This window comes from Moritella sp. 5 (genome assembly GCF_018219455.1).
Classification (GTDB): Bacteria; Pseudomonadota; Gammaproteobacteria; order Enterobacterales; family Moritellaceae; genus Moritella.
In genome coordinates this window covers 4,327,267-4,351,639 of record NZ_CP056122.1, presented here as the reverse complement: position 1 = coordinate 4,351,639, position 24,373 = coordinate 4,327,267, and the positions used below count along the sequence as shown (strand labels likewise).

Sequence of the window (24,373 nt, the reverse complement as noted above, 5' to 3'; positions counted from 1 at the left end):
ACTGTCATCTTTGATTCTAGCTACTATAAATTAACCTACTTTCCAGTAATTTTCTGAACTGAATTGTCCTGATTTAGCTTGTAGATGTTTACTAAACCCTAATGATCTTAGCGTATCACTCGTGTCTTTAACCATTTGAGGATTACCACACATATACAAGAAACTTGATTTTTGACATAGCAATACTTTACATTCTCTCTCGAGTTCTCCCGTTCTAAGTAGTTCCGGAATTCTTCCTGATAGATTTCTGGGTGTCTGTTCTCTAGAAATAATTCGCACATATTTTAGTTTTCCTTGATATTTTGATTCAAGCTGCTTTATCTTATTTTTATACGCGAGCTCTGATTTTTTTCTCACCGCATGAACCAAAATTATATTGTTAAAACGCTTATTTTTATTTTCATTTTCGTCTTCGAGCATTGAAATAAAAGGGCCAATTGCAGTACCTGTCGATAAAAGCCATAGATCTTTGGAGTTAGTTGGAACCGCATCAAGGGTCATGAAGCCAGTACCTTCTGTACCAACGTATATATAATCATTAACGTTCAACTGATGGATTAGAGGAGAAAGATTACCCTTAGGGTCAGTAATAATTAGAAACTCCAGTTCACCTGTCTTTTTATGGTTTTCTGGACTATTTACTATAGAATATGCTCTTCTATGGAATTCTTTGTTTTTATCGTAAAGAGCTAGTTTGGTAAATTGTCCTGAGATATAAGGGATACTTCCAGATCGAATTCGAATTGTAAATAATGATTCAGTCCAATCTATACGACTAACAACTTTGCCTAAATTGAAGTTTATATTTTTCCATTGCATGATTATTTATATCCTCTTCGTTTCTATTTCTATTATTTTTCTATCTTAGTAGCATTATTCGAGCCAATATTATTTACTTTAAAAACAACTGTTTAAATTGTTAATGGTAGCGTTCATGTCATTATGACAATTATTTATATTGTCATAATGATAATCATTGTCATTATGACAGCCGATTTGATAACGGTCTGAGTGCATATCTAGAGGGGTAAAGGGGCCTAATGATGACGCTTACAGTATTGGCATGAATTAACGTAAATAATGTAAATTCAATGCCAATGAAAACAATTATCAATTACATTGCTTGTACTTAAGTCCCATAATCAAGCAGTGTTATTACGATCATGTCTTCTCTCAGTCAACCTCTCACCCAGACACCTGCAAGATCGAAAAAAAAAGCGGCTAATTCAAAGAACAAAACATTCCTAAAAAACAAACAAGTGCAATTATGGGCACGTCGCTTACATATTTATATTTCGATGGCGCTACTCTTGGTCGTATTATTTTTTTCGGTTACGGGTATTACCTTAAACCGCCCAAGTTTGTTCGTGAGCAGCCAGCCTGATATCCAAGAGACTATCCTTAGCCTTCCGCAGGGTTTATTTAGCGATGCCAATGGCGGCGTTGCTGTCGATAAAGCCGGCATTGTTAATTACCTTACCGAACACGCTAAGCTTTCTGGTCAACCTTCTGCATTAGATGTATTTACCGAAGTTGAAGACGGTGAATTAATTGAAGGTGAAATCGCGATGGACTACAAAGGTCCGGGTTATAACGTCGCAGTATTCATTGACATGACCAGTGCTGAAGCTGTTATTGAAAAGACCCATTACGGTGTTATTGCAGTATTAAATGACTTACATAAAGGCCGAAATAGTGGCGACGTATGGAAGCTGTTTATCGATATTGTCGCATTACTTATGGTGTTCTTTGTATTAACTGGTGTGTGTTTATTAGTGCCGAAAAAGAAAACCTTCGCAACCTCATTGAAATGGACCTTGTTTGGTTCCCTCGTTACCTTGGCTATTTTTGTGGTGGCCGTTCCTTAAAGGATCTTGTATGACTTTGTTATTTAAGCGTCTTAGTCAGTGCGTTGCACTATTAAGTTGTCTGTTATTACCGGCTTATTTTGCCTCGGCCGCGCCAATTCCGGCCACTGCCACACTCGATGTTGAATTTAGTCTGCCTAAGATTGATACCACTATGTATGCCCGCCCTTATGTGGCGATATGGATCGAAAACTCAAAGCGTAAATCAGTGCGTACTGTTGAGCTATGGGTGGGTAAAGATGAATGGTTAAAAGATTTACGCAGCTGGTGGCGAAAAGTCGGACGTTATGATCGTGCTTTAGTTGACGGCGTAACATCAGCAACACGTCCTGCTGGTGATTATCGTTTCACTTGGGATGGCTTAGATAGTGATGGTAACCGCGTTGAAGCGGGCAATTATACATTTTATGTTGAAGTGGTGCGTGAACACGGTGGTCGTAATTATATCCGCCAAAAAATGACTTTAGATGACAAACCGTTTAGTCACACTATTGATCCGACAGAAGAAACCGGTGATATCCGTATCAACTACCTAATTAAATAATAGAGCGAGTAAAGATTAATGACTAGAGTAAAAAAATTGAAAGCGTTAGGTCTAGCCTGTGCGGTTATTGCGGGACTAGCGGCAACAACAACGGCAAACGCACATCCACGTTGGCTATTACCATCACACTTCACTGTATCGAAAGAAGGTGGCGATTGGTTAACATTTGATGTAACGGCATCACACGGTACTTTTGTATTTGATAAACCTGCGGGCAGTGAATTTGCACAAGTGACCATGCCTGACGGTCGTAAAGAGCGCCCTAACTTTGTGATCCGCGGTAAACGACGTTCTATCTTTGACTTCTACTTTGAAGAAGAAGGTACGCACAAGGTAGCGATTAACAATGTACCGTCTTACTACACCTATTATAAAGTCGGCCGTCGCGATACTGTTAAATATGCTAAAGCAAATAAAGCAGAGCGCGCGAATATAATCCCTGAAAAAGCACGCGATGTAAGTACACAATTAAGTTATACCCGCGCAGAAAGCTATGTAACGGTTGGAATGCCAACAGAAAAGGCATTAGAAATCGAAGGTAAATACCTAGAAATGCGTCCACTGACTCATCCATCAGACATTGTTGAAGGTGAAGAAGTAAGCTTCCAATTCTTCTTTAACGGTGAACCTCAAGCCGGTGTTGTTGCTGATATTACCCGTGAAGGTACGTTATACCGTAACCACCAAGAGCAAATTAATGTGGTGAGTGACAAGGACGGTAACGTTAAATTCACGCCAAATGTTGCGGGTCGTTATCTGATGAAAGCCAACTACAAAGGTGAATTGAAAAATGATCCGATGGCGGATAAAGCTAGTGTGAACGTGCATTTCACCTTTGAAGCACTATTACAGTAGTTTTTAACGACGACTAAGTCAGTCCTGTGTGGTTCTGAATTATTTATATTATGGCCTGTAATTAGACGCAATCTGATTACAGGCTTTTACTTACTTACTTATTTATCGATTAGCTATTACTTAATTAATTATTAGTTATTTATTCATAGTCCATAGTTAATTGTTGAGGTCTTCATGACAAAAATGCCAATCAAATCGGCGCTATTAGCGCTTTCATTGATGACGGGTTTATTTTCTGGGACGGCAAGTGCCCATTTTCCACTAATGATCTGCTGGTTCGAGTCTGACAAAGTGGCTTGTGAAGCGGGTTACAGTGATGCCAGTACTGCGATTGATTACGCTGTAAATATGTATGACTACGATGACAACCTGATTGCTAAAGCCGTGACTGACAAGCGTTCAATTGTAGAATTTAATAAACCGGATACTGACTTCTACTTAGTATTCGATGCGGGCCATGAAAACCCAGTTGAAGTCGATGTTGTTGAGATAAGCGAAAAATGATCAGTCAATCAGTCCATGCCGATGACGGTGGTCGTGAAGGTAAGTGGGTGGCGTTATTAATCATTTTAATCTTAGCGATAGCGGCATTACTTTTACCTTACCACCAAACTGCGTCGAGCCAGAGAGTACTTGCGAGCCATCAGATCTCGATTAAAGATTTACCGTCTGTTGAATTGGCTATGATCGCGGAACTGCGCTTAGCGCACGAAGAGATCCGCAATATTCATCAAGACAGTCTTGAGCTAGAAAGTGTCGAATTTGAAGGTGTCGATATTTGGCCTGATATGGCTGAACTAAAAGAGCTATGGTTAGCGCCATTTATTATTGATAAAAGCTGGGAACGTAAAGGTAAGCATGACTGGCGTAAAGTAGCGCCAGCTTTATATCAAGGCATTCCTGCGCTGACAACGGGCAGTGTTGCGGTGTTATTAAATAGCCAAGATACACGACCAGAAGTGTGGCTAGCATTAGATATACCAACTCCTGCACCGATGACAGAAAACGCGCTTAATACAGAAGATCTTATTAATGCAGGTTGGAAACAAGTGGTGTTTGCTGATGATAACGATTCAGACAATACAGAGCATACGGATAAAGACCGCCACTAAGGCGTGACGTGTGTCGACAATGAGAATAGCCATGATGAAAAAAAGCATAATGAAAAATAGCATCAATACAAGCCTAAAAAGTCTAATCGCAGCCGTCGCTACTACAGCGGTATTGCTCGTGAGCGGAGCATTACAAGCCGCTGATAAATTAACAATCGGTATTACCTTACAGCCTTATTACAGCTATGTGAAAGCAGTTGTTGGTGATAAAGCGGACGTATTACCTTTGGTTGATGAAGGGTTTAATCCCCATAATTACCAACCACAGCCGAATGATTTACGTCGTCTTAAACAGATGGATGTGATCGTGGTGAATGGTATTGGTCATGATGACTTTGCCTTAAAAGTCATTAAAGCCGCAAACCGTGATGATCTGATTGTGATTGAAGCCAATAAAGACGTGCCGTTATTACCTGCTATTGGTCAATCTGTCGGTGACGGTGCGGTAAATCCACATACATTTGTTGGTTTATCAACGACGATCCAGAAGGTTTACACCATAGCAACAGAGCTGTCTAAGATCGATCCTGATAACGCACGTACTTACCGTAAAAATGCGCGTAAATACGCAACCGAATTCCGCAAAATGAAACGTCAAGCTATGCTCACGCTGGGTGACTTAGATACATCCGGTATGCTGGTGGCGACTACGCACAATGCTTATGGTTATATTCTGCAAGAATTCGGTGTTGACGTAGCGGCGGTGATAGAACCTGCACACGGTGTTGAGCCGAGTGCGAGTCAGTTGCAAGAAACGATCGAAAAGATCCGCGCGTCGAAGATCGATGTGCTGTTCTACGAATTAAATATGCCAAGCCGCTATGTGGAAACGATTGAGGCGGCCACTGGTGTGCAACTTTACCGTTTCTCACACATGACACATGGTGCGTATGAAGAGAGCAAAGTGGCTGTTGAAATGAAAAGTAACTTAGATACCTTAGTTGAAGCTATGAAGTTTGCAGCAAAGCACTCACTTGCTGATACAGCTGTAATCGCTCCTTCAACAACTCATGCCTCTATCAACAAGCAGCAAGGAAGTTAATTGTGGGACCTGCAATTCGTTTACAAAATGTCGGTTTGAAATACGGTGATAATGTCATTTTAGAAGACATTTCACATTATTTAGAAGCGGGTCAATGCCATGTGATCATGGGGCCAAATGGTGGTGGTAAAACATCATTATTACGCTCTATTTTAGGGTTAACCCCTTTCACTGGGAATATTGATATTCAGTGGCCTGAGCATAAAGGCAATATTGGTTATGTGCCGCAAAAGGCTACGTTTGAGTCTAGTTTACCCTTTACGGTGATGGATTTTATTTTGTTAAATCAAAGTCGTAATCCACTGTTTTGGCGTAAGCGTAAAAAAGATCAAGATGATGCACTGGCACAACTCGATCGTGTGGGTATGGCTAACCGTACCGACCGTCGTATGGGACAGTTATCGGGTGGAGAACAGCAGCGTGTGCTATTTGCGCAGTCACTATTAGATAACCCTGATCTACTGGTACTTGATGAACCAACAACGGGGATGGATGAACAAGGCGTACGTTACCTTGAGTCATTAATTCATGAATTAGTTCGTGAAAATAAAACTATCTTAGCAGTACATCATGATGTCAGTGCTGTGCGCCGTTTAGATGGTCAAGTGCATGTGGTTAATCGTCATTTAGTTGATTCTGGCCCCGTGTCTGATGTGTTACGAGCAGATAAAATTGAACGATTATTCAATCATTACACTGGTGGTAATGTGACTGATAGTCGTTCAGTAATAGACCGCGCTCAAGGAGTTAAATAATGGATACGATCCGTCATTGGGCCCAACTGGGTGTGGATGCTGGTTGGTTGAGTGAGAGCTTCTCTTATTCGTTTATGGTGAATGCGGTGGTTGCCGCGTTATTACTGGGGCCACTACTAGGTGGTTTAGGTACGTTAGTGATCGCCAAACGCTTAGCTTTCTTTTCAGAAGCGGTTGGTCATGCAGCGTTAACAGGTATTGCCTTAGGCGTATTATTAGGTGAGCCCGCTGAGAATCCGATCATCGGCTTATTTAGTTTTTGTATGATCTTCGCCTTGCTACTGCACTTTGTGCGTAACCGTACTAATGTACCATACGATACCTTGGTTGGGGTGTTTCTGGCATTTGCATTAGCAGTTGGTGCAGCATTACTGATGTATGTGGCACGTAAGATTAATATCCATATGTTAGAGAATGTGTTGTTTGGTTCGGTCTTAACGATCACAGATTATGATTTGCTTATCTTAGCGGTGACCTGCGGTGTTATTTTATTGGTATTGATACCGACCTTTAATCGTATTTTATTAACCTGTATCAGCCCTGATATTGCTAAAGTACGTGGTTATGCGACTAATTTTTACGACTATTTATTTGTTATGATGATCACGCTCGTTACGATTGCTTCGGTAAAAATTGTCGGTGCGGTATTAGTGGGGGCACTGCTATTAATCCCAGGTGCAACAGCACGGTTATTAACGAAAAACATGGGTAGCTTTGTGCTTATGTCTGCATTGCTAGCGACGATCAGCTGCCTGCTAGGCACGATCTTACCAATGGAATTAAAACTACCCATTCCTTCTGGCGCGGCGATCATTATTGTATCGACGAGCTTCTTCTTAACTGCCACTTGTTACCGCATTGTTCGTAAGGGATAACCGATTATGACTTCTTCATTATTCACCATCAGTGCGGCTGTGCTACTGCTCACTTCAACGCTTAGTTTTAGCCAAAAGGTGAGTGCCGCAGATATTCTGACCGCGACACCTGTGACTTATATGCTCGCAACAGAGCTAACTAAAGGCACGGCTATTACCACACAATATTTACCACCAAAACGTTATGGTATATCGCGTTTACCTAACTGGTTTAGTTCGAAAGGTGCGACGTTAACAGAGAAAGCAGCCATTGATGCACAAGTGAGTATCACCCTTGGTGCTGTATGGCCGCAAGATCCATTATTCGTACACGCACGTAAAGGCAACATTCGTATGATTGAAGTGGATGCATCACAAGCTATTTCCCCTCGTGCGCAAGGTGTTGCGGCGCTGCGTTTAGAAGACGGTAGTATTTCGCCTTATACTTGGCTTAACCCGACTAATTTAACCCGTATGACGGCGATTGTGAGTCAAGATCTACAACAAGTATGGCCACAGCAAGCTGCGACGATTGCGAGTAACCAGCAAGCCTTGATGATGTCGGTGCGTCACTTAATTAACCAGCAGCAGACCATGTTATTAGACAATGAGATTGATTCTGTTGTGTTGCTGTCGAGTGAGTTAGAAGACTTTGCGTCGGGCAATCAATTGTTTGTAGTTGAACGTTTAACCAAACCAGAATTGGAATGGTCAGCAGCAGATAAGCAGCAGCTTGTTAAGCTATTAACTGAGGATGATAGCTTATGGGTTCTGACCTCGAAAAGAGCTAGCAAGCAGTTAAAAACCTTAGTGCCTAATCCGGCTCGTATCTTAACGATTGACAGTATCGATCGTTGGGGCCGTGGCATTAACGCTGATAAGCCATTACAACGCTGGCAGCTAACACTTTAACTTGATTTTAGGTTGATACTTACAGGCTACAAAATAAAACATCCTGTGTAATTTAGGTTATATAGGATGTAAGCCTGTTTAGTTATAATTTTACATTTCTAGCTTAAACTTACACTTCGAGCATCTCCCTTACACTTAATATTTATATAATAAACAATTATCTAGTAGTTTTTTATAGGGTTTTTAGAGTTAAAGTTATAGGACTTATAACTTTAACTCTAAAATTTCTCCGACATCGAAAATAAACTTCTTTCTAAGGCGTAATCAGAATACCTTCGTGTGTAGTTGATCCTGTCTTTATATAATAAATCATTTAACTACCCCTTAAGTAGCGTTAAGTTTGTTTACATTACTATTTCTTTTAAAGTGTTATAAATGACGCGTTCCACTTGGCATGTCATTACAAAATAAGGAAATAAAATGAACAAGGTAAAGTTTATCCTCTCTCAACTTTTACTGGGGCTTGCTTTCTCCCCACAAGTATTTGCATCTTCAGATTATTCACCAATTAGTGAGGAAGTTGAATGTCCGGAAGGTTCGTCATTAAATACGCAGTGCTACTATTTGACTGTTCCTAAGGATTACAGTTTAACCAACAATAATCCTGAAGATACTGTGAATCTATTTTACACAGTAACACCAGCTAAAAATGAAGCTGAACGCATCGGGTCTTTAATATTTAATTTTGGTGGTCCGGGTGTACCGGGTTCGTTAGAAGCAATGGAGATGGTAAACGACCTTGCGCGTTGGAACCAAGCATACCCGAAAGTTGGGTATAATAAAGTGAATGAATACTTTGATGTTGTAGGCTTTGATCCTCGTGGTACAGGTGGTAGTACATTTGCTGAAGAGATCGCTGACTGTGCATTATCAAGCGAGGGATGTGATAAAACATTTCAATCTATTGCCCCTTATATGGGGACAAATACCACAGCAAAAGATCTTGAGTCCCTTCGTATTGCATTGGATGAAGATAAAATTAGCTACATTGGTTACTCATATGGAACTCGCTTAGGCGCGGTTTATGCGGATATGTACCCTGAACATGTTCGATCTTTCGTTTTAGATTCAGCAATGAATCCTGCATTAACTAACGTAAATGAGCTTTATTATTCAAGTTTAGCAAGCTTTGATAAGGCTTTACGTATCCGACTAGATCGCGAGAATCGTGATGTATCTGGCGATATGAGAGAGCTTGATTGGATGATGTCTAGATTTGAACATAAAGATTTTTTCAGTACTGCTGATGGTGCAGTCCTTGAAAAAAAACATTTTATCACCTTGCTTGATGCTGCTCGTTCGGTAGATGTTGATAAAAAGTGGGCGCTTGTTAAAAAACCATTATTTCAGCTTTTAGATAATGATAAGGGTGCTGAATTTTGGAATGTTATCGATGAGCTACAGAAAAAAGCAAAAACCGAACAAGAAGAGTGGAAGTTTCAATACGATGCGGTTCATCGTGCAGTCGTATGTACAGATGAGCACATAAAAAAAGAACGTTCAGAAAATAAATTTATAAATAAGTCAGCTGTTTTTGGGCAAACTGTTTATCAAAATAATGCGAGCCTTTGTCAAGGTTGGTCAGCAAAAACGGATCCAATTCTAAAAATAGAAGAAACAGGGACGAAGCTGATGCCAAACAGTGTAATGATTGTGGCCGCAAAAAATGATCCTGTCACTCCTTATAAATGGAGTAAAAAGATGTACAACTCATTTGAGCAATCAGCTGAACTATTAACTATCAATAAAAAAATAGAGAATTGTTTAGTATTCTCGTTCAACCTTAATCCGGAAGCTGATAAAAAAGTGATTCACTTTTTATTAGATTCTGTCGCAATGAAGCAATAAAAATACATTATTTTTTAAGTGCTGTTATTAACCCCTGAAGCTAGCCTCTTGAATATATTGTAGAATTCAAGAGGCTGACCTGTATCTATTTGTTAGCGATAATTTGCAATTAATTTATCTTAACTTACACCTTATAGTAAGTATAATAACCTTTATTTATGTAAGGATAATAAAATGAAATATCACCGCTTAAATGAAATTATTGAATTATTACAGCCTGAATGGCAGAAAACACCAGATGTAAACCTACTGCAATTGCTATCGACCCTGGCTGAAGAGATGAAATTTGAAGGGAAATTAGCTGAGTTGAGTGATGATGCGCTTATCTATCACTTAAAAATGCGCAACAGCGAGAAGAATGAAATGATCCCTGGTTTAGCCAAAGATCATGAAGATGATTTTAAAGCAGCATTACTTAAAGCCCGCGGTTTTTTGTAGGCTATTACTTATTCAGCGTCCCCAAATAACGTTTCAACATTTCTGGCGCATCTTGATCGGCTAAGATAGCCGCAGGTGCATGCAGGGCTACCTGCCCATTTACTACAAAAACAATATTGTCGGCTATCTGTAGGGCATCATCTGGGTTGTGGGTGACCATTAAAACGGTAATGCCATGTTCTTTATTCAGCTTGGTAATCAAGCGTAACATTTCTTGACGTAATGCAGGGTCGAGCGCGCTAAAAGGCTCATCTAACAGTAATAACGGCTGTTTGCGGGCAAGACAGCGGGCAATACCAACACGTTGACGTTGACCACCACTTAAATCTGCAGGTAGGCGATCAAGTAACTCTGTTATTTCCACTTGCTGTGCCGCGGTTGAAAGCGCGGTTTGTTGCGCGGTATTTAACTTCATGCTTGGTGCTAAACCAATGGCAATATTTTGTTTAACGGTTAAATGGTTAAACAAATTATGCTCTTGAAATAACGTGGTTATCGGTCGCTGGGCAGGTGCTTTTGTTAATATCGAGTTTTGTTGAAAACGGATATCTCCAGACAAAGGCTGATTAAAACCGGCAATAAGGTTTAGCAGAGTCGATTTACCTGAACCACTTGCGCCGAGTATCGCTAAGGTTTCGCCTCGATTAACCGTTAAATCAAAGTGCATCGGCATTTGTTCATAAGCAAAGGTAATATTGTTTACTTGCAATAAAACATTATCGACCTGTAATAATACATTTGTATTAGCGTTACTTAGGTGAGTGGTCTTAGGCATTTTTGCCTCCAATAATACGTTCGAACAGATAGAAAATAACACCGCAAAGGGTTAATAAGAAAATAGCAGTAACAGCGGCTGCATCGAGTTGGTAGCTGCCTAACTGACGATAGAGCATCAAAGGCAAGGTTTGCATATCTTGACTACCAAATAATGCAATCACACTTAAATCACCCAGTGACAATACACACGCCAGTCCTAATCCCATCGCGATCGGTTTACGTAATAATGGCCATTCGATAATACGTAAACGTTGCAGGCGTGATAAGCCTAAGCTAACCGCCAGTTTGTCATATGCAGCAAAGCTATCTTGGATAGGTTGGTTCAATACACGGAGTAAGTAAGGTAGTGACATCAGCGCATTGACGAGGATCACCAACCAAGCGGCAATGCTAAATACATCGACATAGGGGCGTAATAATAAGAACAAGCCCGTACCGAGTACTAGAGCGGGTACTACTAAAATAATCGCACCAATATTTTCGATGCCATACGCGAATGCCATTAGCTTAAAGCGCACTTTTAATATGCGCGTCGAGAATAAAATCGAGCAGGCAAGTAACAAACTTAATAAGCCCGAGCTCAGGGCTATTTGTAGTGAGATACCTGTGGCTTGCCACAACATAGGGTCGCTAAGAACGGTGAGAGTGCCGCTGTTGATACCACTGCTAAAAATAGCCAACATTGGGGGGGCTAACAGACAGCTGGCTAAGATAAAGCTTATCGCATCACAGACTTTACTGCTTAGCGTGTGGCAATCGGGGCGACGAAAATAATTTCCTGATGGCGCAGACATAGGTTGTGACTTTAAAAATACCGCGCTAAAGACCATTAACGCCACGGTGATCGCGACTTGAATGAGCGCCAAGGCTACAGCTTGCTCGATATCAAACTCAAATTTTAACGCTTGGTAGATAGCCACTTCTAAAGTGGCATAGTCAGGACCACCACCGAGTGACATCACAATCGCGAAACTCGTAAAGCACAGCATGAAAATAAGACTGATTAACGAGGGTAATTGTTGTTTTATCTTTGGCCATTCTAAGGTGATAAAGATATGCCGAGATTGTAAATTGAGTTGACTGGCTAAACGCCAAGATTCACTGGGGATCGAGTCTAATGTTTGTAGTAAAATACGCGTGGCTAACGGTACATTAAAAAATAAATGAGCAAGAAGAATACCGATTAAGCCATAAATATAATGGCCTGTTTCTATGTTAAAAAGCCCGAGTAGTTGATTAACCCAACCGCTTTTACCGTGCACAGCAATAATGCCAAAAATGGCAATGATAATAGGCAGTACCAGTGATAAGTTAAACAGTTTGATAATCATCTGTTTACCTGCGAACTCTCGACGTGAGAACGCGCGTGCTAACGGGATTGCCAAACCAATACTCAAGCAGGTTGATAAGGCGGCTTGGTATAAACTAAAGCTAATAACATGCTGGGTATACGAGTCTGTAAGGACGCTGCGAAAGTCTAATTCCGCTTGTGAAAAATTAAGTAGGGCAGTAAAGCTACCACCCACCAGAAGTAAAATGATGCTGATGGCGAGCACTGCGCTACACCACCAGTATTTATGCGAATTCGTGATCATAGTTTTTGATTAATTGTTTACTAATTATGGACTAATTATTGCGTAACAGCATTACGCCATTCCTTCACCCAAGATTTACGGGATTGAGCTACTTCTTCTGGTGTGAACTCTAAGGTTTTTGCTGGCGTAATTAATTGGTCGAACTCACTTGGTAGTGCCGCCGCTTGTTTCGCTGGTAGCATCCAGTTACCTGTTGCAATCACATCTTGGAACGCTGGAGTGAGTACAAATGCCATGAATTTATCGGCTAACTCAGGATTCGGGGCATCTTTTAGACGGGCAACCACTTCAGTCTGTTGATAATGACCTTCACTGAATTCAGCGGCTTTATATTTGAATTCTTTCTCTGCAACCATGTGGTATGCCGGTGACGTTGTATAGCTTAATACCATGTCTGCTTCGCCTTTTAAGAACATGCCGTAAGCTTGGCTCCAGCCTTTCGTAATTGTTACCGTTTTAGCAGCTAGTTGTTGCCATGCTTGTGGTGCTTTATCACCATAAACAGCTTTTACCCATAACATAAAGCCAAGACCTGGTGTGCTGGTACGTGGATCTTGATAGATAATGCTCAGATCTTTACGTTTCACTAATTCAGCTAAACTCGCTGGTGGGTTGGTCAGTTTCTCACTGTCGTAGATAAATGCAAAGTGACCATAGTCGAATGGAATAAAGTACTTATTCGTCCATTCGTTTGGCAGTGATAATGTGCTGGTATCTTGTTGATGTGGTGCAAGCAGTTTGGTTTTTTCTGCTTCAGCCATCAGGTTGTTGTCTAAGCCTAATAATACATCTGCTTTGGTGTATTTACCTTCCAGTTTAACACGATTAAGAATGCTAACACCGTCTTCTAATGCGACTAAGTTCAGTTCGCAATTACATTCCGCTTCAAATGCGGATTTTACTTTTGGACCTGGGCCCCAATCGGATGCAAATGAATCGTAGGTATAAACATTTAATACTGGCTTTTCAGCTGCGTGAGCTATTTGTAATGATAGCGAAGGTAATAGCAGGGCTGTGCAAAGTGCTAGTTTTTTGATCGTGTGCTTCACGTGTTCTCCTAGAATGTGAAGCATAGAACTTATGACTCAATTGGTCGAATCTCATTCCTATGCCAGCATTATCTGGTTCAAGTTAATACGGGTGTTATCTCAGCCACAATGACTTTTTCAATGAAAAGTCTGGTAGCACCCCGATGAGTGAACGCACATTGTATTTTTATTTAGGTTAAAGAGCCAGAGACAATAATTATATTGGCTTATATTTTATCATCTTTGACGAAAAACACTGTCCTTTAGGGCGGTGATGTAAATCATTATTGCGTATAAATACAGATTCTACCCAAATACTTGAACAACACCCTTATACCGATCAATGAACCTGATAATTTAACTGATTTTAAATCCGCATTGGTTCGTCTTATACGCAGTCGTTCTAAACATTGGGAAGTCATGCCAGAATTTGTGGTCGCTCACTTCTTTGAGTGCGTATGAGGTTCTTGGGTGTAGGTGATAAGCCGTATGTATTTACTAATATGAAAAAGGAAATTGGCTTGCAGCAGATCATCGACTTTATTGTCGATAAAGGCATGTTGGACTGCTAGCTGACTTTTATAATCAAATAGTTACTTTGATCGCATTATTGTTGTTATATAACGCCGAGTTAATAAATGATGACTATACTGAAAACAAGACAAAAAAATTCATAGTTTTGGATTATTTATAACTTGAGAACATTTATAAACTATAGCAATAAGAGGGATATTGATGTGCTAAAAGCTAACTTGGAACGACGTAGTTATCACCGGATGCTAATCGACTCACCGGTTCAGGTAACGGATAAAGAAAAGAATGTTACCGCTATCTGTCGTGATTTAAGCGCCAGTGGAATGTCGTTAGATGTACCTGAAAGCTATTTTTCATTAAATGATAGCGTCAGTATTTTTCTACCGACTGGCGATTCACGTGTTCCGCCTCTACAGGCTGAAGCGAAGGTAACACGGGTTGATAGTGACGGAGATGTTTATCAAATAGGTGTTGAATTTACCAGTTTGACTTAGTCATCTTTATTTATATTTGAGTTATAAATAAAGCCAGATAACATGATAATCCAATAAAAAGGCCGATGGTGACTATCACTATCGGCCTTGTTCGTTATAACCATTTACCTTATAAAAAAAGTATAATGTTTATGACTAATTTGAGCTACTATATTAAATATTAAATATTAAATATTAAATATTAAATATTAAGCACTAACTTTAGCGGCAATTAAGTCACCCATTTGTGCCGTGTTCTGTACTGGTTTAGTATTCGCATCACTGTGCAGATCGCCTGTCGCATAACCTTCTTCTAATACAAATGAAACCGCTTGCTCGATAGCTTGTGCTGCTTCTTCTTGTTTTAGTGAGTAACGTAACATCATTGCTGCAGATAAGATTTGTGCGATTGGATTCGCAATCCCTTTACCTGCGATATCGGGTGCAGAACCGCCTGCTGGCTCATACAGACCAAAGTCAGAATCGTTCATACTTGCTGACGGTAACATGCCCATAGACCCTGTGATCATTGCACATTCGTCCGAGATGATATCACCGAATAAGTTGCCACAAAGCAGTACATCAAATTGCGATGGATCTTTGATCAACTGCATCGCTGCGTTATCGACATAGATATGCTCTAGTTCGACTTCTGGGTAATCTTGTGCAACTTCAAGTACCACTTTACGCCACAGAACAGATGTTGCTAATACGTTGGCTTTATCTACAGAGGTTACTTTATTGCCACGTAATTTAGCGGCTTCAAATGCGATACGAGCAATACGTTCAACTTCCGCACGGCTATATAACATAGTATCAAAACCAGTTTCATCGGCGCCTTCGCCTTTGTTACCTTTTGGTAGACCAAAGTAGATGCCGCCAGTTAATTCACGTACTACAACTACGTCAAAACCATTATTTGAAATATCTGCGCGTAGCGGCGAGAATTTTTCTAGACCTGCATAAATTTTTGCTGGGCGTAGATTACAAAATAGTTTGAAGTGACCACGTAATGGTAATAGTGCACCACGTTCTGGTTGCTCTTGTGGTGGTAATCCTTCCCATTTTGGACCACCGACAGAGCCGAATAAGATAGCATCTGAATTTTCACACGCTGTGAGTGTGCTTGCTGGTAATGGGGTGCCGTGGTTATCGATAGCAATCCCACCAACGTCATTAAAATCATACGTTAGTTCTAAATTAAACTTACTTTGCACAGCAGCAAGTACTTTAATTGCTTCCTCCATTACTTCTGGACCGATACCGTCACCTGGTAATACAGCAATATTGTGTTTTGTTACAGTCATCCTTAGCCGCCTTCTCTATATTATTGATTTTGTTTTTTTTAGTTTCTGTTGTTCTACCGCGTTTGAGCGATGGATATTATTCATTACGTGGATATAAGCCAGTGCCGAAGATTCAATGATATCTGTGGCTAAACCGATGCCGTGGAATTTACGGCCTTCATAGGTTGCTACAATATCGACTTGACCCAGTGCATCTTTACCTTCACCCTTTGCGGTAATGTGGTAATCGGCGATATCGATATCGAAACCTGAAATACGGCTTAAACATTTATAAACTGCGTCAACCGGACCATTACCAATCGCAGCTTCAGTATTTGTACAAGACTTATCCGTTGTTTCTTGTTGTGAGATCAAGCTAATCGTAGCGGTTGCTTTCACACCAGAACCGGACTGAACACTAAGATAATCTAATTTAAAGTGTTCTTCATCTTCGTGCAAATTATTAAAGAAGATTAACGCTTCAAGATCATAATCGAATACTTGGCCTTTTTTATCTGCCAGTTGCAAAAAGCTTTCGTACAGTTCATCAAGATTATAATCATTGTCGGTATAGCCAAGCTCTGCCATACGATGTTTGATCACATGACGACCTGAACGAGAGGTTAGGTTCAACTTGTTTTGCGTTAGACCAATGCTTTCTGGGGTAATAATCTCATAGGTATTTTTTGCTTTTAACACGCCATCTTGGTGAATACCTGATGAGTGAGAAAATGCATTGGCACCAACAATTGCTTTATTAGCCTGTACTGGCATGTTGCAGAGTTGACTGACTAATTGGCTGGTACGGTAAATTTCTTGCGGGTTAATATTGGTGGTCTTACCTAATAAATCTCGGCGTGTTTGCAAGATCATTGCAATTTCTTCTAATGAACAGTTACCTGCTCGTTCACCAATACCATTGACCGTGCACTCGATTTGACGTGCGCCTTGTTCAACCGCTGCAATTGAGTTCGCTACAGAGAGACCCAAATCATCGTGACAATGTACCGAGATCACAGCTTGATCAATATTCGGGACTCGATTGAATAAATTAGTTATGATGCCGCCGAATTGCGATGGCACAGTATAACCAACAGTATCGGGGATATTAATCGTCGTTGCACCAGCTTTAATCGCTTCTTCAACCATTCGACATAGGTTATCGATAGGGGTTCGGCCTGCATCTTCGCAAGAAAACTCTACGTCATCGGTGTAGCGACGCGCATGTTTAATGGCGTGGCGACCCATTTCTAGCACATCATCAAAACTACGTTTTAGTTTGCTTTTTACATGAATATCAGATGTTGAAATGAAGGTATGAATACGAAAGTCTTTCGCAACAGAAAGCGCTTGGCCAGCAGCATCAATGTCTTTTTCTAATGCACGAGAGAGGGCACAAACACGGCTGTTTTTAATATTACGTGCGATCGTCTGCACGGACTCAAAATCACCAGGTGATGAAATTGGAAAACCAACTTCCATTACATCAACACCTAAACGTTCAAGTGCAAAGGCTATTTGTAATTTTTCTTTTACGGTTAAGCTCGCTGATAATGCTTGCTCTCCATCCCTTAAGGTCGTATCAAAAATAATAACCTGGTTTGACATTATGAATCCTTCAATTGCCGTTATATAAAAGAGTATTTCTGCGCCGCGTATTATTAGGTTGCGATAAATAGCCATCTATATATAAATTAATTTTATGTCTTAATCTTTACAGGCTTGGCCGTTTTTTGTCAATTAATTTATATACAGGCTGGCCTCTGAGGCTTCACCTTTATGAAGTAGGAATATTAGACCTTTTCTTGATCTATGCCACACTTAAAATAGGTTTTTGATCATGAGGTGGGATATGTTATTTAAAAATGAACAAGGTGAGATGGTTGAGCTTGCAGATGACCTAACACTAAAAGAGTTAACGGATATGGGGATCGATATTTCCTTAGTGGAAAGAGCGAGTGACGAACCATTAGATAGCTGGTCACATCTAGCGAGTCATTAGGTATATTTATGGCAGAAAATGTTATAAATTTCGGCGATATGAGCCGATTTTAATTAAAATGACGCTATTGTTGGATTTTTTAGTGCTAAATAGGATATAAAATATTCATTTATTTTACAAATGACATTTTACAAGCTACCCTCTCGGGCTTACAACTGTAAGCCGAGTTCGTTTGCGCCCGAATTAACATGAGAAATAGACATGAGTCAGCATTTCGTAAATCAGATCCTTGCAAGGATTGAGAAGTATCAAGATAAAACTGCCCTGAAAAGTAAAACTAAAACAGGCTGGGATCGCATTAGCTGGAAGCAGATGGGCGAGCGTATTGAAGGACTTGCAAATAACTTGCTTAACCGTGGACTTAAAGTTCAGGATAACGTTGGTATTTGGTCAAATAATTTACCTGAATGGACAATTGCAGATCTAGCTTTACAACAGTGTCGCGCTGTTTCTGTACCACTTTATCCAAGTAGTACGTCATCACAAGCAGAATACATTATTAATGACGCTAAGATGACTTGTATGTTTATTGGCGATAAGGCCGAGTTAAAGCTTGCGCTACCATTACTGGATAAGTGTGAATCTCTGCAGTCGCTTATTGTTTTTTCTTCAACTGTCACTTTACCCGATGATCCCCGCGTGGTTGCCTATGCCGACATGCTGGCGTTCACCCCTGGTAGTTCATCATCCATAGCATTAGATCATCGTATTGAGAATGCAAAAAACGATGATCTTGTTACGTTAATTTATACATCAGGTACCACTGGTGAGCCGAAAGGTGTGATGCTTGATTATGCCAACATTCAAGCTGCGTTGGCAGTTAATGAGCCGGAAACACGTTTAGAAGAAGATGATATTTCATTGGCATTCTTACCGTTAAGTCATGTGTTTGAACGTATTTGGACGTTTAACGCATTATTCTGGGGAGCTGAAAATACGTATCTTAAAGATCCAGCTAGAATCCAAAAAGGCTTAACGGATACCCAGCCTACAGTGATGTGTGCGGTACCTCGTTTGTATGAAAAAATTCATACTACGATGATGAATAAAGTTGAAAATGCCCCCGCTGCACGTAAAAAATTATTTCATTGGGCTGTGGTTATTGGTAAGAAGCGCTTTGCAGCACAACAAGCGGGTACGTTTGTATCACCGTTATTGAAATTACAGCATGCAATTGCCGATAAATTAGTATTCACTAAATTACGCGCAGTATTTGGTGGTAAGGTACGTTTCTTCCCTTGTTCAGGGGCAAAACTTGATGATGAAGTTAATTTATTCTTCCAAGCAATCGGTATTCATCTTAAATACGGTTATGGAATGACAGAAACGGTTGCTACAGTGAGCTGTTATTCCAAAGACTTTAAATTAGGCTCTATCGGGTCGATTTTACCAGGCATTGAAGTGAAATTGGGTCATGAAAATGAAATTTTGATAAAAAGTCCGACGGTAATGCGCGGTTACTTTAATAAACCAGAAGAAACAGCAAAAACATTTGATGGCGAATGGTTAAAAACAGGTGATGCAGGCGCTATTGATGAAAATGGCTACTTATATATTACAGACCGTTTGAAAGACTTAATGAAAACTGAATGCGGTAAATATATCGCCCCTCAGTTAATTGAAGGTACGTTAGGTCGTGACCGGTTCATTGAGCAAGTGGCCGTATTTGCTGATGCAAGAAAATATGCATCTGCGTTGATTGTACCTGCCCAAGAAGCGATTGAAGAGCACGCTAAAACGCTTAATTTGAAATATGAATCCTATGTTGAATTACTCAAGCATACCAAGATTGTCGAGTTACTTGATGAACGTGTTAAAGAGATGCAGAAAGAGCTGGCTAAGTTTGAGCAAGTGAAGAAATTTAAGTTGATGGCGTCACCTTTTACTAATGAAAAGGGGGAGCTAACACCAACACTTAAATTAAAACGTAAAGTTATTCAGGAGCGTTATAGTAGTTTGATTGAAAGTATGTATAGCACTGTTAAAAAAGGAAAAAATGTAAAGCCTTAAGTGTTTACATTTCTCATGCTAAATCCCGTTGTACATTTTTAGTTGCTCACAACGGGAGTACTATTTTGGCTCACATTTATTACTGAGTAATATTTATTGCTCTAACTCTTTCGACTATTTCTTGCTAAGCCTCGTCAATTATTCACGCCATTGCTATTTATCTAGACTAATATTAACTCAATATGGGTAAGCAGATTGGTAACAATGGATAGTGCTAATATGAACAGGCTTAATACCAGAAATTCTTCGCACCAATGGCGTAAAGTATTATTCATCGTAATTGTATTCGGTGGTTTACTTACGCTGTTTTCTTGTCTCTATATTTTAACGTTTTCCAGTGATACAGCCTGGTTTTTTTTATTAGAACTGTACCATGTGACTATGCGTATTCCGAGTTCACTTATTATTATCGCGTTTGTCAGTGTTATTAGTGTGGTGTGTGTCTATAAGCGGACTTTGCGGAAAGTAAATTTGGAATTACACAACCTACAAGGGCAACTTGTAGAGCTGGACCTATCGGTTTATTTAGATAGCGGAACTGGGTTAGCGAATCGATTTAAATTTTTAGAAAGACTCGATGCCAGTATGGCTAAAGGAAAAGGTAAGATTGCATTATGTATTCTGGATTTAGATGATCTTAAAAATATCAATGATACATTAGGCCATAAAGTGGGCGATCAAGTTATCGCAATCATAGCGCAACGTATTAAATTATCGTTAGATAACACACCACAACCTACTTTGTATAAGACCAATATTTTTCGTATTGGTGGCGATGAGTTTGCTATTCTCATCATGGGTATTTCAGAAGCCAATGATATCGCGCCTATCCTGAACAAATTGCTGAAAAATATTCGCCGAAAAATTGAATTGTCTGGTGAGAGTATCTCTATCGGTGTCAGTATTGGTGTCAGCATCAGTCCTGAACATGGTACTTGTAGCGATTCGTTATTGAAAAAAGCGGATATGGCAATGTATAAAGTAAAGGAGTCAGGAAAGCATGGTGTGGCCTTTTTCAAACCGGAATACATGCGAGAATTAGAGTATCGAGTAAACCTAGAACAAGAGCTTAATAAGGCCATTAGTAAAGGGGAGTTTGAAATTTATTATCAACCCGTTATTGATATTGCCACAGAAAAGGAACTGGGATTTGAAGCGTTAATTCGTTGGAATCATCCGGTTCGAGGCCTGGTACCACCCGATGACTTTATTCCTGTTGCAGAGCAAACCGGTCTTATTGTGCCTATGGGACAGTGGATTATTAAGCAGGTTTGTGGTGATTTATCGTTATTGCAGGTCAATAATCCGGATTACTTTATTGCCATTAATATTGCGCCGCAGCAGTTGGCTGACCGTGCTTTTGTACATAATGTTAGAAGTATTTTGGCTTGTTACTCATTATTACCGAGTCAGATCCATTTTGAGATAACTGAAACAACATTAATGAATGCGGATAGTGATAATTTACGTGTATTACGTGAATTAAATAATTTAGGTATTAAATTATGGATTGATGATTTTGGTACCGGTTATTCTTCATTTAGCTATCTACACAAATTCCAATTTCATGGTATTAAGCTCGATCGTAGTTTCATCGAAGGCGTCGTTGATTCTGAGCGTAGTCAGAATATCGTCAAAGGTATTTGTGCTATGGGTGACGCTTTAAAACTAGAATTACTCGGTGAAGGCATTGAACAACCCGAGCAAGCTGAATTTTTGTTAAAACAAGGTTGCTCGAAGGTACAGGGATATTGGTACGCAAAACCGATGTCATTATCAACATTAAATATGTGGTTGGCGAACCGAAATGAAAATACGGCCATTGAAATGATTGAGCAACCATCGGCATAACTAAATACCTTTCATTGTTTAGTTATTTTTTGAGTGGGTTGTTTTTACATTGAGCGATGCTATTACATGGTTAATATCTTTATTTTTATATTTTATTATTTAAAATCAGTCGCTTGATGGGTTAATATTCTTTATACCCCCCTTGTTTAAGACCGAAATATATCGTTATTAGAGATGATAATGAATTTTTTTGATATTTAATTTCTCATATCACTTTTAAAGATGATTTTATTTTGTTAATTTCAATAAATAAACCAATAAAAATAAAGTTAAATCTAATTCAATGGGAAGTTTAAACTTGTAACTAACTTGTTACAGTGTGGACGATTGTCAAACTAGAATTAGGATATGGGCCGGGAGGGCCTGCTTATGGAAATGTTGTCTGGTGCCGAAATGGTAATCCGCTCACTGGAAGATGAGGGTATTGAGCATATCTTCGGTTATCCTGGTGGCTCTGTTCTTGATATTTATGATGCGTTATTCGAATCAAGTCAAATTGAACATTTTTTAGTGCGTCATGAGCAAGCTGCAGTACATGCTGCAGATGGTTATGCACGTTCAACAGGGAAAGTTGGTACCGTCCTTGTTACATCTGGACCAGGTGCAACAAACTGTATTACAGGTATTGCAACAGCATATATGGATTCGATTCCTCTTGTTGTTTTATCAGGTCAGGTTCCTACGTCAATGATTGGTAACGATGCATTTCAGGAAACAGACATGATGGGCGTATCTCGTCCTGTCGTAAAACACAGTTTTTTATGTAAAACCGCAGCTGATATTCCTGATGCAATCAAAAAAGCATATTATATCGCATCAACAGGTCGTCCTGGACCTGTGGTGATTGATTTACCAAAAGATACACAAAACCCGTTATTGAAATTTCCGTACAAATACCCTGATAGCGTCTCTATGCGTTCATATAATCCGGTTAAATTGGGTCATAAAGGACAAATACGTAAAGCGGTTAAAGCAATTGCCACCGCGAAAAAACCAGTGTTGTATGTTGGTGGTGGTGCGGTGATTGCCAACGCTGAAGCGCAAGTACTTAAATTTGCTGAACAGCTAAACCTGCCAGTAACGAACACTTTGATGGGGCTGGGTATATTCCCAGGTACACACCCTCAGAATATCGGTATGTTAGGTATGCATGGTACGTTTGAAGCAAATAAAACGATGCATAACTCAGACCTTATTATTTGTTTAGGTGCACGTTTTGATGATCGTGTGACGAATGCAATTGATAAATTTTGTCCAGAAGCAAAAATTATTCATGTAGATATCGATCCAACGTCAATTTCGAAAACAGTCCAAGCTGATATTCCAATTGTTGGCTCTATCGAAGTGGTTGTTGAGCAGATGTTAGACATTATTGATGAACTGCAGGTCACTGCTAATGAGGAAGAACGTGGTTCGTGGTGGAAAACAATTGATGGTTGGCGTACTAAGCAATGCCTAAGTTATGAGACTGGCACATCAATTAAGCCACAAGCCGCAATTCAAGCTTTATATAAACATACCGATGGTAAAGCTATTATTGCGTCGGATGTTGGACAACATCAGATGTTTGGTGCTTTGTACTATCCGTACGATAAACCGCGTCAATGGATCAACTCCGGCGGCTTAGGCACGATGGGCTTTGGTTTCCCTGCCGCTATGGGTGCTAAAATCGCACACCCTGAAAAAGTAGTATGTTGTATTTCTGGCGATGGTTCTATCCAAATGAACATTCAAGAGCTATCAACGTGCCTACAGTATGGTATTGCGGTGAAGATTATTACCCTGAATAACGGTGCGCTAGGCATGGTGAAACAGTGGCAAAAAATGTTCTATGATGGCCGTCATTCTCATTCTTATATGGAGTCTATGCCTGATTTTGTTAAATTAGCAGAAGCTTATCATCACGTTGGTATTCAGGTGAGTAAACCTGAAGATCTTGATAAAGCGTTTGCTGAGTGCTTCTCGGAAGAAAATAAAAATCGTGTTGTATTTATGGATATTATTATTGATCCAGAAGAACATGTATATCCGATGCAAATTAAATATGGCGCAATGGACGATATGTATTTAAGTAAGACGGAGAAAACCACATCATGAGACGTATAATTTCAATATTAACAGAAAATGAGTCGGGTGCTTTGTCACGTATCGTTGGTTTGTTCTCACAACGTGGTTATAACATTGAATCTTTGACTGTATCAACGACGGATGATGAAACATTATCACGTTTGACGTTGGTTACTAATGGTGACCGTGCTGTGATAGAACAAATCATGAAGCAATTAAATAAGCTGATTGATGTCTTAAAAGTAAGTGATCTTACTGAAGGTGCGCATATTGAGCGTGAGCTATTACTTATTAAAGTAAAAGCGGCGGGTTTTGTACGTGCAGAAGTGAAGCGCACATCAGACATTTTCCGTGGTCAAATTGTTGATATCACAGATTCTTTATACACGGTGCAACTGGCGGGTGACAGTGACAAGCTTGATGCTTTCATCGAAACATTAGCATCGCATACTGAGATTGTTGAAGTGGTTCGAAGTGGTGTTTGTGGTATCGCACGTGGCGAACGCTGTTTAAAGGCATAAT

23 protein-coding genes and 1 riboswitch are annotated in these 24,373 nt (G+C 39.9%); of the genes, 17 read left to right on the top strand and 6 right to left on the bottom strand.

The window, feature by feature from the left end; all coding sequences use genetic code 11:
* Positions 1-30: 30 nt before the first annotated feature.
* Entirely contained in the window at positions 31-819 is a 789-nt protein-coding gene (locus tag HWV01_RS19375) for a ferredoxin--NADP reductase (protein WP_211673080.1), read from the bottom strand.
* Positions 820-1,163: 344 nt separating this feature from the next.
* Here HWV01_RS19375 and HWV01_RS19370 point away from each other — a divergent pair, with 344 nt between their 5' ends.
* From HWV01_RS19370 to HWV01_RS19320, 11 genes are all read left to right on the top strand, one after another.
* Positions 1,164-1,868 carry a PepSY-associated TM helix domain-containing protein gene (locus tag HWV01_RS19370; protein ID WP_249185385.1) on the top strand — a complete coding sequence of 235 codons (705 nt, stop codon included), beginning with the start codon at positions 1,164-1,166 and terminating at the stop codon, positions 1,866-1,868.
* 10 nt (positions 1,869-1,878) lie between these two features.
* Positions 1,879-2,412, top strand: coding sequence for a DUF2271 domain-containing protein (locus tag HWV01_RS19365; protein WP_211673079.1), 534 nt, complete (start codon positions 1,879-1,881; stop codon positions 2,410-2,412).
* Between the two features lie 18 nt (positions 2,413-2,430).
* Positions 2,431-3,267: a DUF4198 domain-containing protein gene (locus tag HWV01_RS19360; protein ID WP_211673078.1), complete on the top strand. Its 837-nt coding sequence runs from the start codon at positions 2,431-2,433 to the stop codon at positions 3,265-3,267.
* 174 nt (positions 3,268-3,441) lie between these two features.
* Entirely contained in the window at positions 3,442-3,771 is a 330-nt protein-coding gene (locus HWV01_RS19355; protein WP_211673077.1) for a hypothetical protein, read from the top strand.
* Complete coding sequence (locus tag HWV01_RS19350) at positions 3,768-4,379, top strand: DUF6162 family protein (protein WP_211673076.1); 612 nt, start codon at positions 3,768-3,770, stop codon at positions 4,377-4,379. Before HWV01_RS19355 ends, HWV01_RS19350 begins: the two co-directional genes overlap by 4 nt.
* A 31-nt stretch (positions 4,380-4,410) precedes the next feature.
* Complete coding sequence (locus tag HWV01_RS19345) at positions 4,411-5,421, top strand: metal ABC transporter solute-binding protein, Zn/Mn family (RefSeq protein WP_249185384.1); 1,011 nt, start codon at positions 4,411-4,413, stop codon at positions 5,419-5,421.
* Positions 5,422-5,423: 2 nt separating this feature from the next.
* On the top strand, positions 5,424-6,176 hold the full coding sequence (locus tag HWV01_RS19340) for a metal ABC transporter ATP-binding protein (protein ID WP_211673075.1): 753 nt from the start codon (positions 5,424-5,426) through the stop codon (positions 6,174-6,176).
* Entirely contained in the window at positions 6,176-7,051 is an 876-nt protein-coding gene (locus tag HWV01_RS19335; RefSeq protein ID WP_067048585.1) for a metal ABC transporter permease, read from the top strand. Before HWV01_RS19340 ends, HWV01_RS19335 begins: the two co-directional genes overlap by 1 nt.
* 6 nt (positions 7,052-7,057) lie before the next feature.
* Positions 7,058-7,942, top strand: coding sequence for a metal ABC transporter solute-binding protein, Zn/Mn family (locus HWV01_RS19330; protein ID WP_211673074.1), 885 nt, complete (start codon positions 7,058-7,060; stop codon positions 7,940-7,942).
* Positions 7,943-8,362: 420 nt separating this feature from the next.
* Positions 8,363-9,790, top strand: coding sequence for an alpha/beta fold hydrolase (locus HWV01_RS19325; protein WP_211673073.1), 1,428 nt, complete (start codon positions 8,363-8,365; stop codon positions 9,788-9,790).
* A 174-nt stretch (positions 9,791-9,964) separates the two neighbouring features.
* Positions 9,965-10,228 carry a YihD family protein gene (locus HWV01_RS19320; RefSeq protein WP_211673072.1) on the top strand — a complete coding sequence of 88 codons (264 nt, stop codon included), beginning with the start codon at positions 9,965-9,967 and terminating at the stop codon, positions 10,226-10,228.
* A 4-nt stretch (positions 10,229-10,232) separates the two neighbouring features.
* Here HWV01_RS19320 and thiQ read toward each other — a convergent pair whose 3' ends face one another.
* Genes thiQ through thiB form a run of 3 tightly spaced genes read right to left on the bottom strand, consistent with a single transcriptional unit; the run spans position 10,233 to position 13,649 of the window.
* Positions 10,233-11,003: a thiamine ABC transporter ATP-binding protein gene (thiQ, locus tag HWV01_RS19315; RefSeq protein ID WP_249185383.1), complete on the bottom strand. Its 771-nt coding sequence runs from the start codon at positions 11,001-11,003 to the stop codon at positions 10,233-10,235.
* Positions 10,996-12,600, bottom strand: coding sequence for a thiamine/thiamine pyrophosphate ABC transporter permease (gene thiP / locus HWV01_RS19310; RefSeq protein ID WP_211673071.1), 1,605 nt, complete (start codon positions 12,598-12,600; stop codon positions 10,996-10,998). Before thiP ends, thiQ begins: the two co-directional genes overlap by 8 nt.
* A 35-nt stretch (positions 12,601-12,635) precedes the next feature.
* Positions 12,636-13,649, bottom strand: coding sequence for a thiamine ABC transporter substrate binding subunit (thiB, locus tag HWV01_RS19305; RefSeq protein WP_211673070.1), 1,014 nt, complete (start codon positions 13,647-13,649; stop codon positions 12,636-12,638).
* Positions 13,650-13,687: 38 nt separating this feature from the next.
* A riboswitch (TPP riboswitch) is annotated at positions 13,688-13,802 on the bottom strand.
* Positions 13,803-14,365: 563 nt separating this feature from the next.
* Between thiB and HWV01_RS19300 the strand changes: the two genes are divergently transcribed.
* On the top strand, positions 14,366-14,656 hold the full coding sequence (locus HWV01_RS19300) for a PilZ domain-containing protein (RefSeq protein WP_211673069.1): 291 nt from the start codon (positions 14,366-14,368) through the stop codon (positions 14,654-14,656).
* A gap of 188 nt (positions 14,657-14,844) precedes the next feature.
* On the opposite strand, the gene leuB is transcribed toward HWV01_RS19300, so the two are convergent.
* Both leuB and leuA read right to left on the bottom strand, forming a co-directional pair.
* Entirely contained in the window at positions 14,845-15,942 is a 1,098-nt protein-coding gene (gene leuB, locus HWV01_RS19295; protein ID WP_211673068.1) for a 3-isopropylmalate dehydrogenase, read from the bottom strand.
* Between the two features lie 15 nt (positions 15,943-15,957).
* Positions 15,958-17,529, bottom strand: coding sequence for a 2-isopropylmalate synthase (gene leuA / locus HWV01_RS19290; protein ID WP_211673067.1), 1,572 nt, complete (start codon positions 17,527-17,529; stop codon positions 15,958-15,960).
* A 244-nt stretch (positions 17,530-17,773) separates the two neighbouring features.
* Here leuA and HWV01_RS19285 point away from each other — a divergent pair, with 244 nt between their 5' ends.
* The 5 genes from HWV01_RS19285 (at position 17,774) to ilvN (ending at position 24,372) form a co-directional block, all read left to right on the top strand.
* Positions 17,774-17,923, top strand: a complete 150-nt coding sequence (locus HWV01_RS19285) for a 2-isopropylmalate synthase (protein ID WP_067048546.1) — start codon at positions 17,774-17,776, stop codon at positions 17,921-17,923.
* Positions 17,924-18,124: 201 nt separating this feature from the next.
* Positions 18,125-19,933: a long-chain fatty acid--CoA ligase gene (locus HWV01_RS19280; protein WP_211673066.1), complete on the top strand. Its 1,809-nt coding sequence runs from the start codon at positions 18,125-18,127 to the stop codon at positions 19,931-19,933.
* Between the two features lie 219 nt (positions 19,934-20,152).
* Positions 20,153-21,784 (top strand): bifunctional diguanylate cyclase/phosphodiesterase, encoded by a 1,632-nt coding sequence (locus HWV01_RS19275; protein WP_211673065.1) that lies wholly within the window; start codon positions 20,153-20,155, stop codon positions 21,782-21,784.
* A 369-nt stretch (positions 21,785-22,153) separates the two neighbouring features.
* Positions 22,154-23,881: an acetolactate synthase 3 large subunit gene (locus tag HWV01_RS19270; protein WP_211673064.1), complete on the top strand. Its 1,728-nt coding sequence runs from the start codon at positions 22,154-22,156 to the stop codon at positions 23,879-23,881.
* A complete protein-coding gene (gene ilvN / locus HWV01_RS19265; protein WP_045109012.1) occupies positions 23,878-24,372 on the top strand; it encodes an acetolactate synthase small subunit in 495 nt (164 codons plus the stop codon). Before HWV01_RS19270 ends, ilvN begins: the two co-directional genes overlap by 4 nt.
* Position 24,373: the final 1 nt, after the last annotated feature.

Bases quoted from the DNA above. Each gene is read 5' to 3' on its own strand.
- HWV01_RS19335 (WP_067048585.1), top strand. From the start codon at position 6,176: ATGGATACGATCCGTCATTGGGCCCAACTGGGTGTGGATGCTGGTTGG.
- thiP (WP_211673071.1), bottom strand. From the start codon at position 12,600: ATGATCACGAATTCGCATAAATACTGGTGGTGTAGCGCAGTGCTCGCC.
- HWV01_RS19355 (WP_211673077.1), top strand. From the start codon at position 3,442: ATGACAAAAATGCCAATCAAATCGGCGCTATTAGCGCTTTCATTGATG.
- HWV01_RS19370 (WP_249185385.1), top strand. From the start codon at position 1,164: ATGTCTTCTCTCAGTCAACCTCTCACCCAGACACCTGCAAGATCGAAA.
- HWV01_RS19325 (WP_211673073.1), top strand. From the start codon at position 8,363: ATGAACAAGGTAAAGTTTATCCTCTCTCAACTTTTACTGGGGCTTGCT.
- leuA (WP_211673067.1), bottom strand. From the start codon at position 17,529: ATGTCAAACCAGGTTATTATTTTTGATACGACCTTAAGGGATGGAGAG.
- HWV01_RS19320 (WP_211673072.1), top strand. From the start codon at position 9,965: ATGAAATATCACCGCTTAAATGAAATTATTGAATTATTACAGCCTGAA.
- HWV01_RS19330 (WP_211673074.1), top strand. From the start codon at position 7,058: ATGACTTCTTCATTATTCACCATCAGTGCGGCTGTGCTACTGCTCACT.
- HWV01_RS19270 (WP_211673064.1), top strand. From the start codon at position 22,154: ATGGAAATGTTGTCTGGTGCCGAAATGGTAATCCGCTCACTGGAAGAT.
- HWV01_RS19360 (WP_211673078.1), top strand. From the start codon at position 2,431: ATGACTAGAGTAAAAAAATTGAAAGCGTTAGGTCTAGCCTGTGCGGTT.
- HWV01_RS19365 (WP_211673079.1), top strand. From the start codon at position 1,879: ATGACTTTGTTATTTAAGCGTCTTAGTCAGTGCGTTGCACTATTAAGT.
- HWV01_RS19275 (WP_211673065.1), top strand. From the start codon at position 20,153: ATGAACAGGCTTAATACCAGAAATTCTTCGCACCAATGGCGTAAAGTA.
- thiQ (WP_249185383.1), bottom strand. From the start codon at position 11,003: ATGCCTAAGACCACTCACCTAAGTAACGCTAATACAAATGTATTATTA.
- HWV01_RS19285 (WP_067048546.1), top strand. From the start codon at position 17,774: ATGTTATTTAAAAATGAACAAGGTGAGATGGTTGAGCTTGCAGATGAC.
- HWV01_RS19350 (WP_211673076.1), top strand. From the start codon at position 3,768: ATGATCAGTCAATCAGTCCATGCCGATGACGGTGGTCGTGAAGGTAAG.
- leuB (WP_211673068.1), bottom strand. From the start codon at position 15,942: ATGACTGTAACAAAACACAATATTGCTGTATTACCAGGTGACGGTATC.
- HWV01_RS19280 (WP_211673066.1), top strand. From the start codon at position 18,125: ATGAGTCAGCATTTCGTAAATCAGATCCTTGCAAGGATTGAGAAGTAT.
- HWV01_RS19375 (WP_211673080.1), bottom strand. From the start codon at position 819: ATGCAATGGAAAAATATAAACTTCAATTTAGGCAAAGTTGTTAGTCGT.
- ilvN (WP_045109012.1), top strand. From the start codon at position 23,878: ATGAGACGTATAATTTCAATATTAACAGAAAATGAGTCGGGTGCTTTG.
- HWV01_RS19345 (WP_249185384.1), top strand. From the start codon at position 4,411: ATGATGAAAAAAAGCATAATGAAAAATAGCATCAATACAAGCCTAAAA.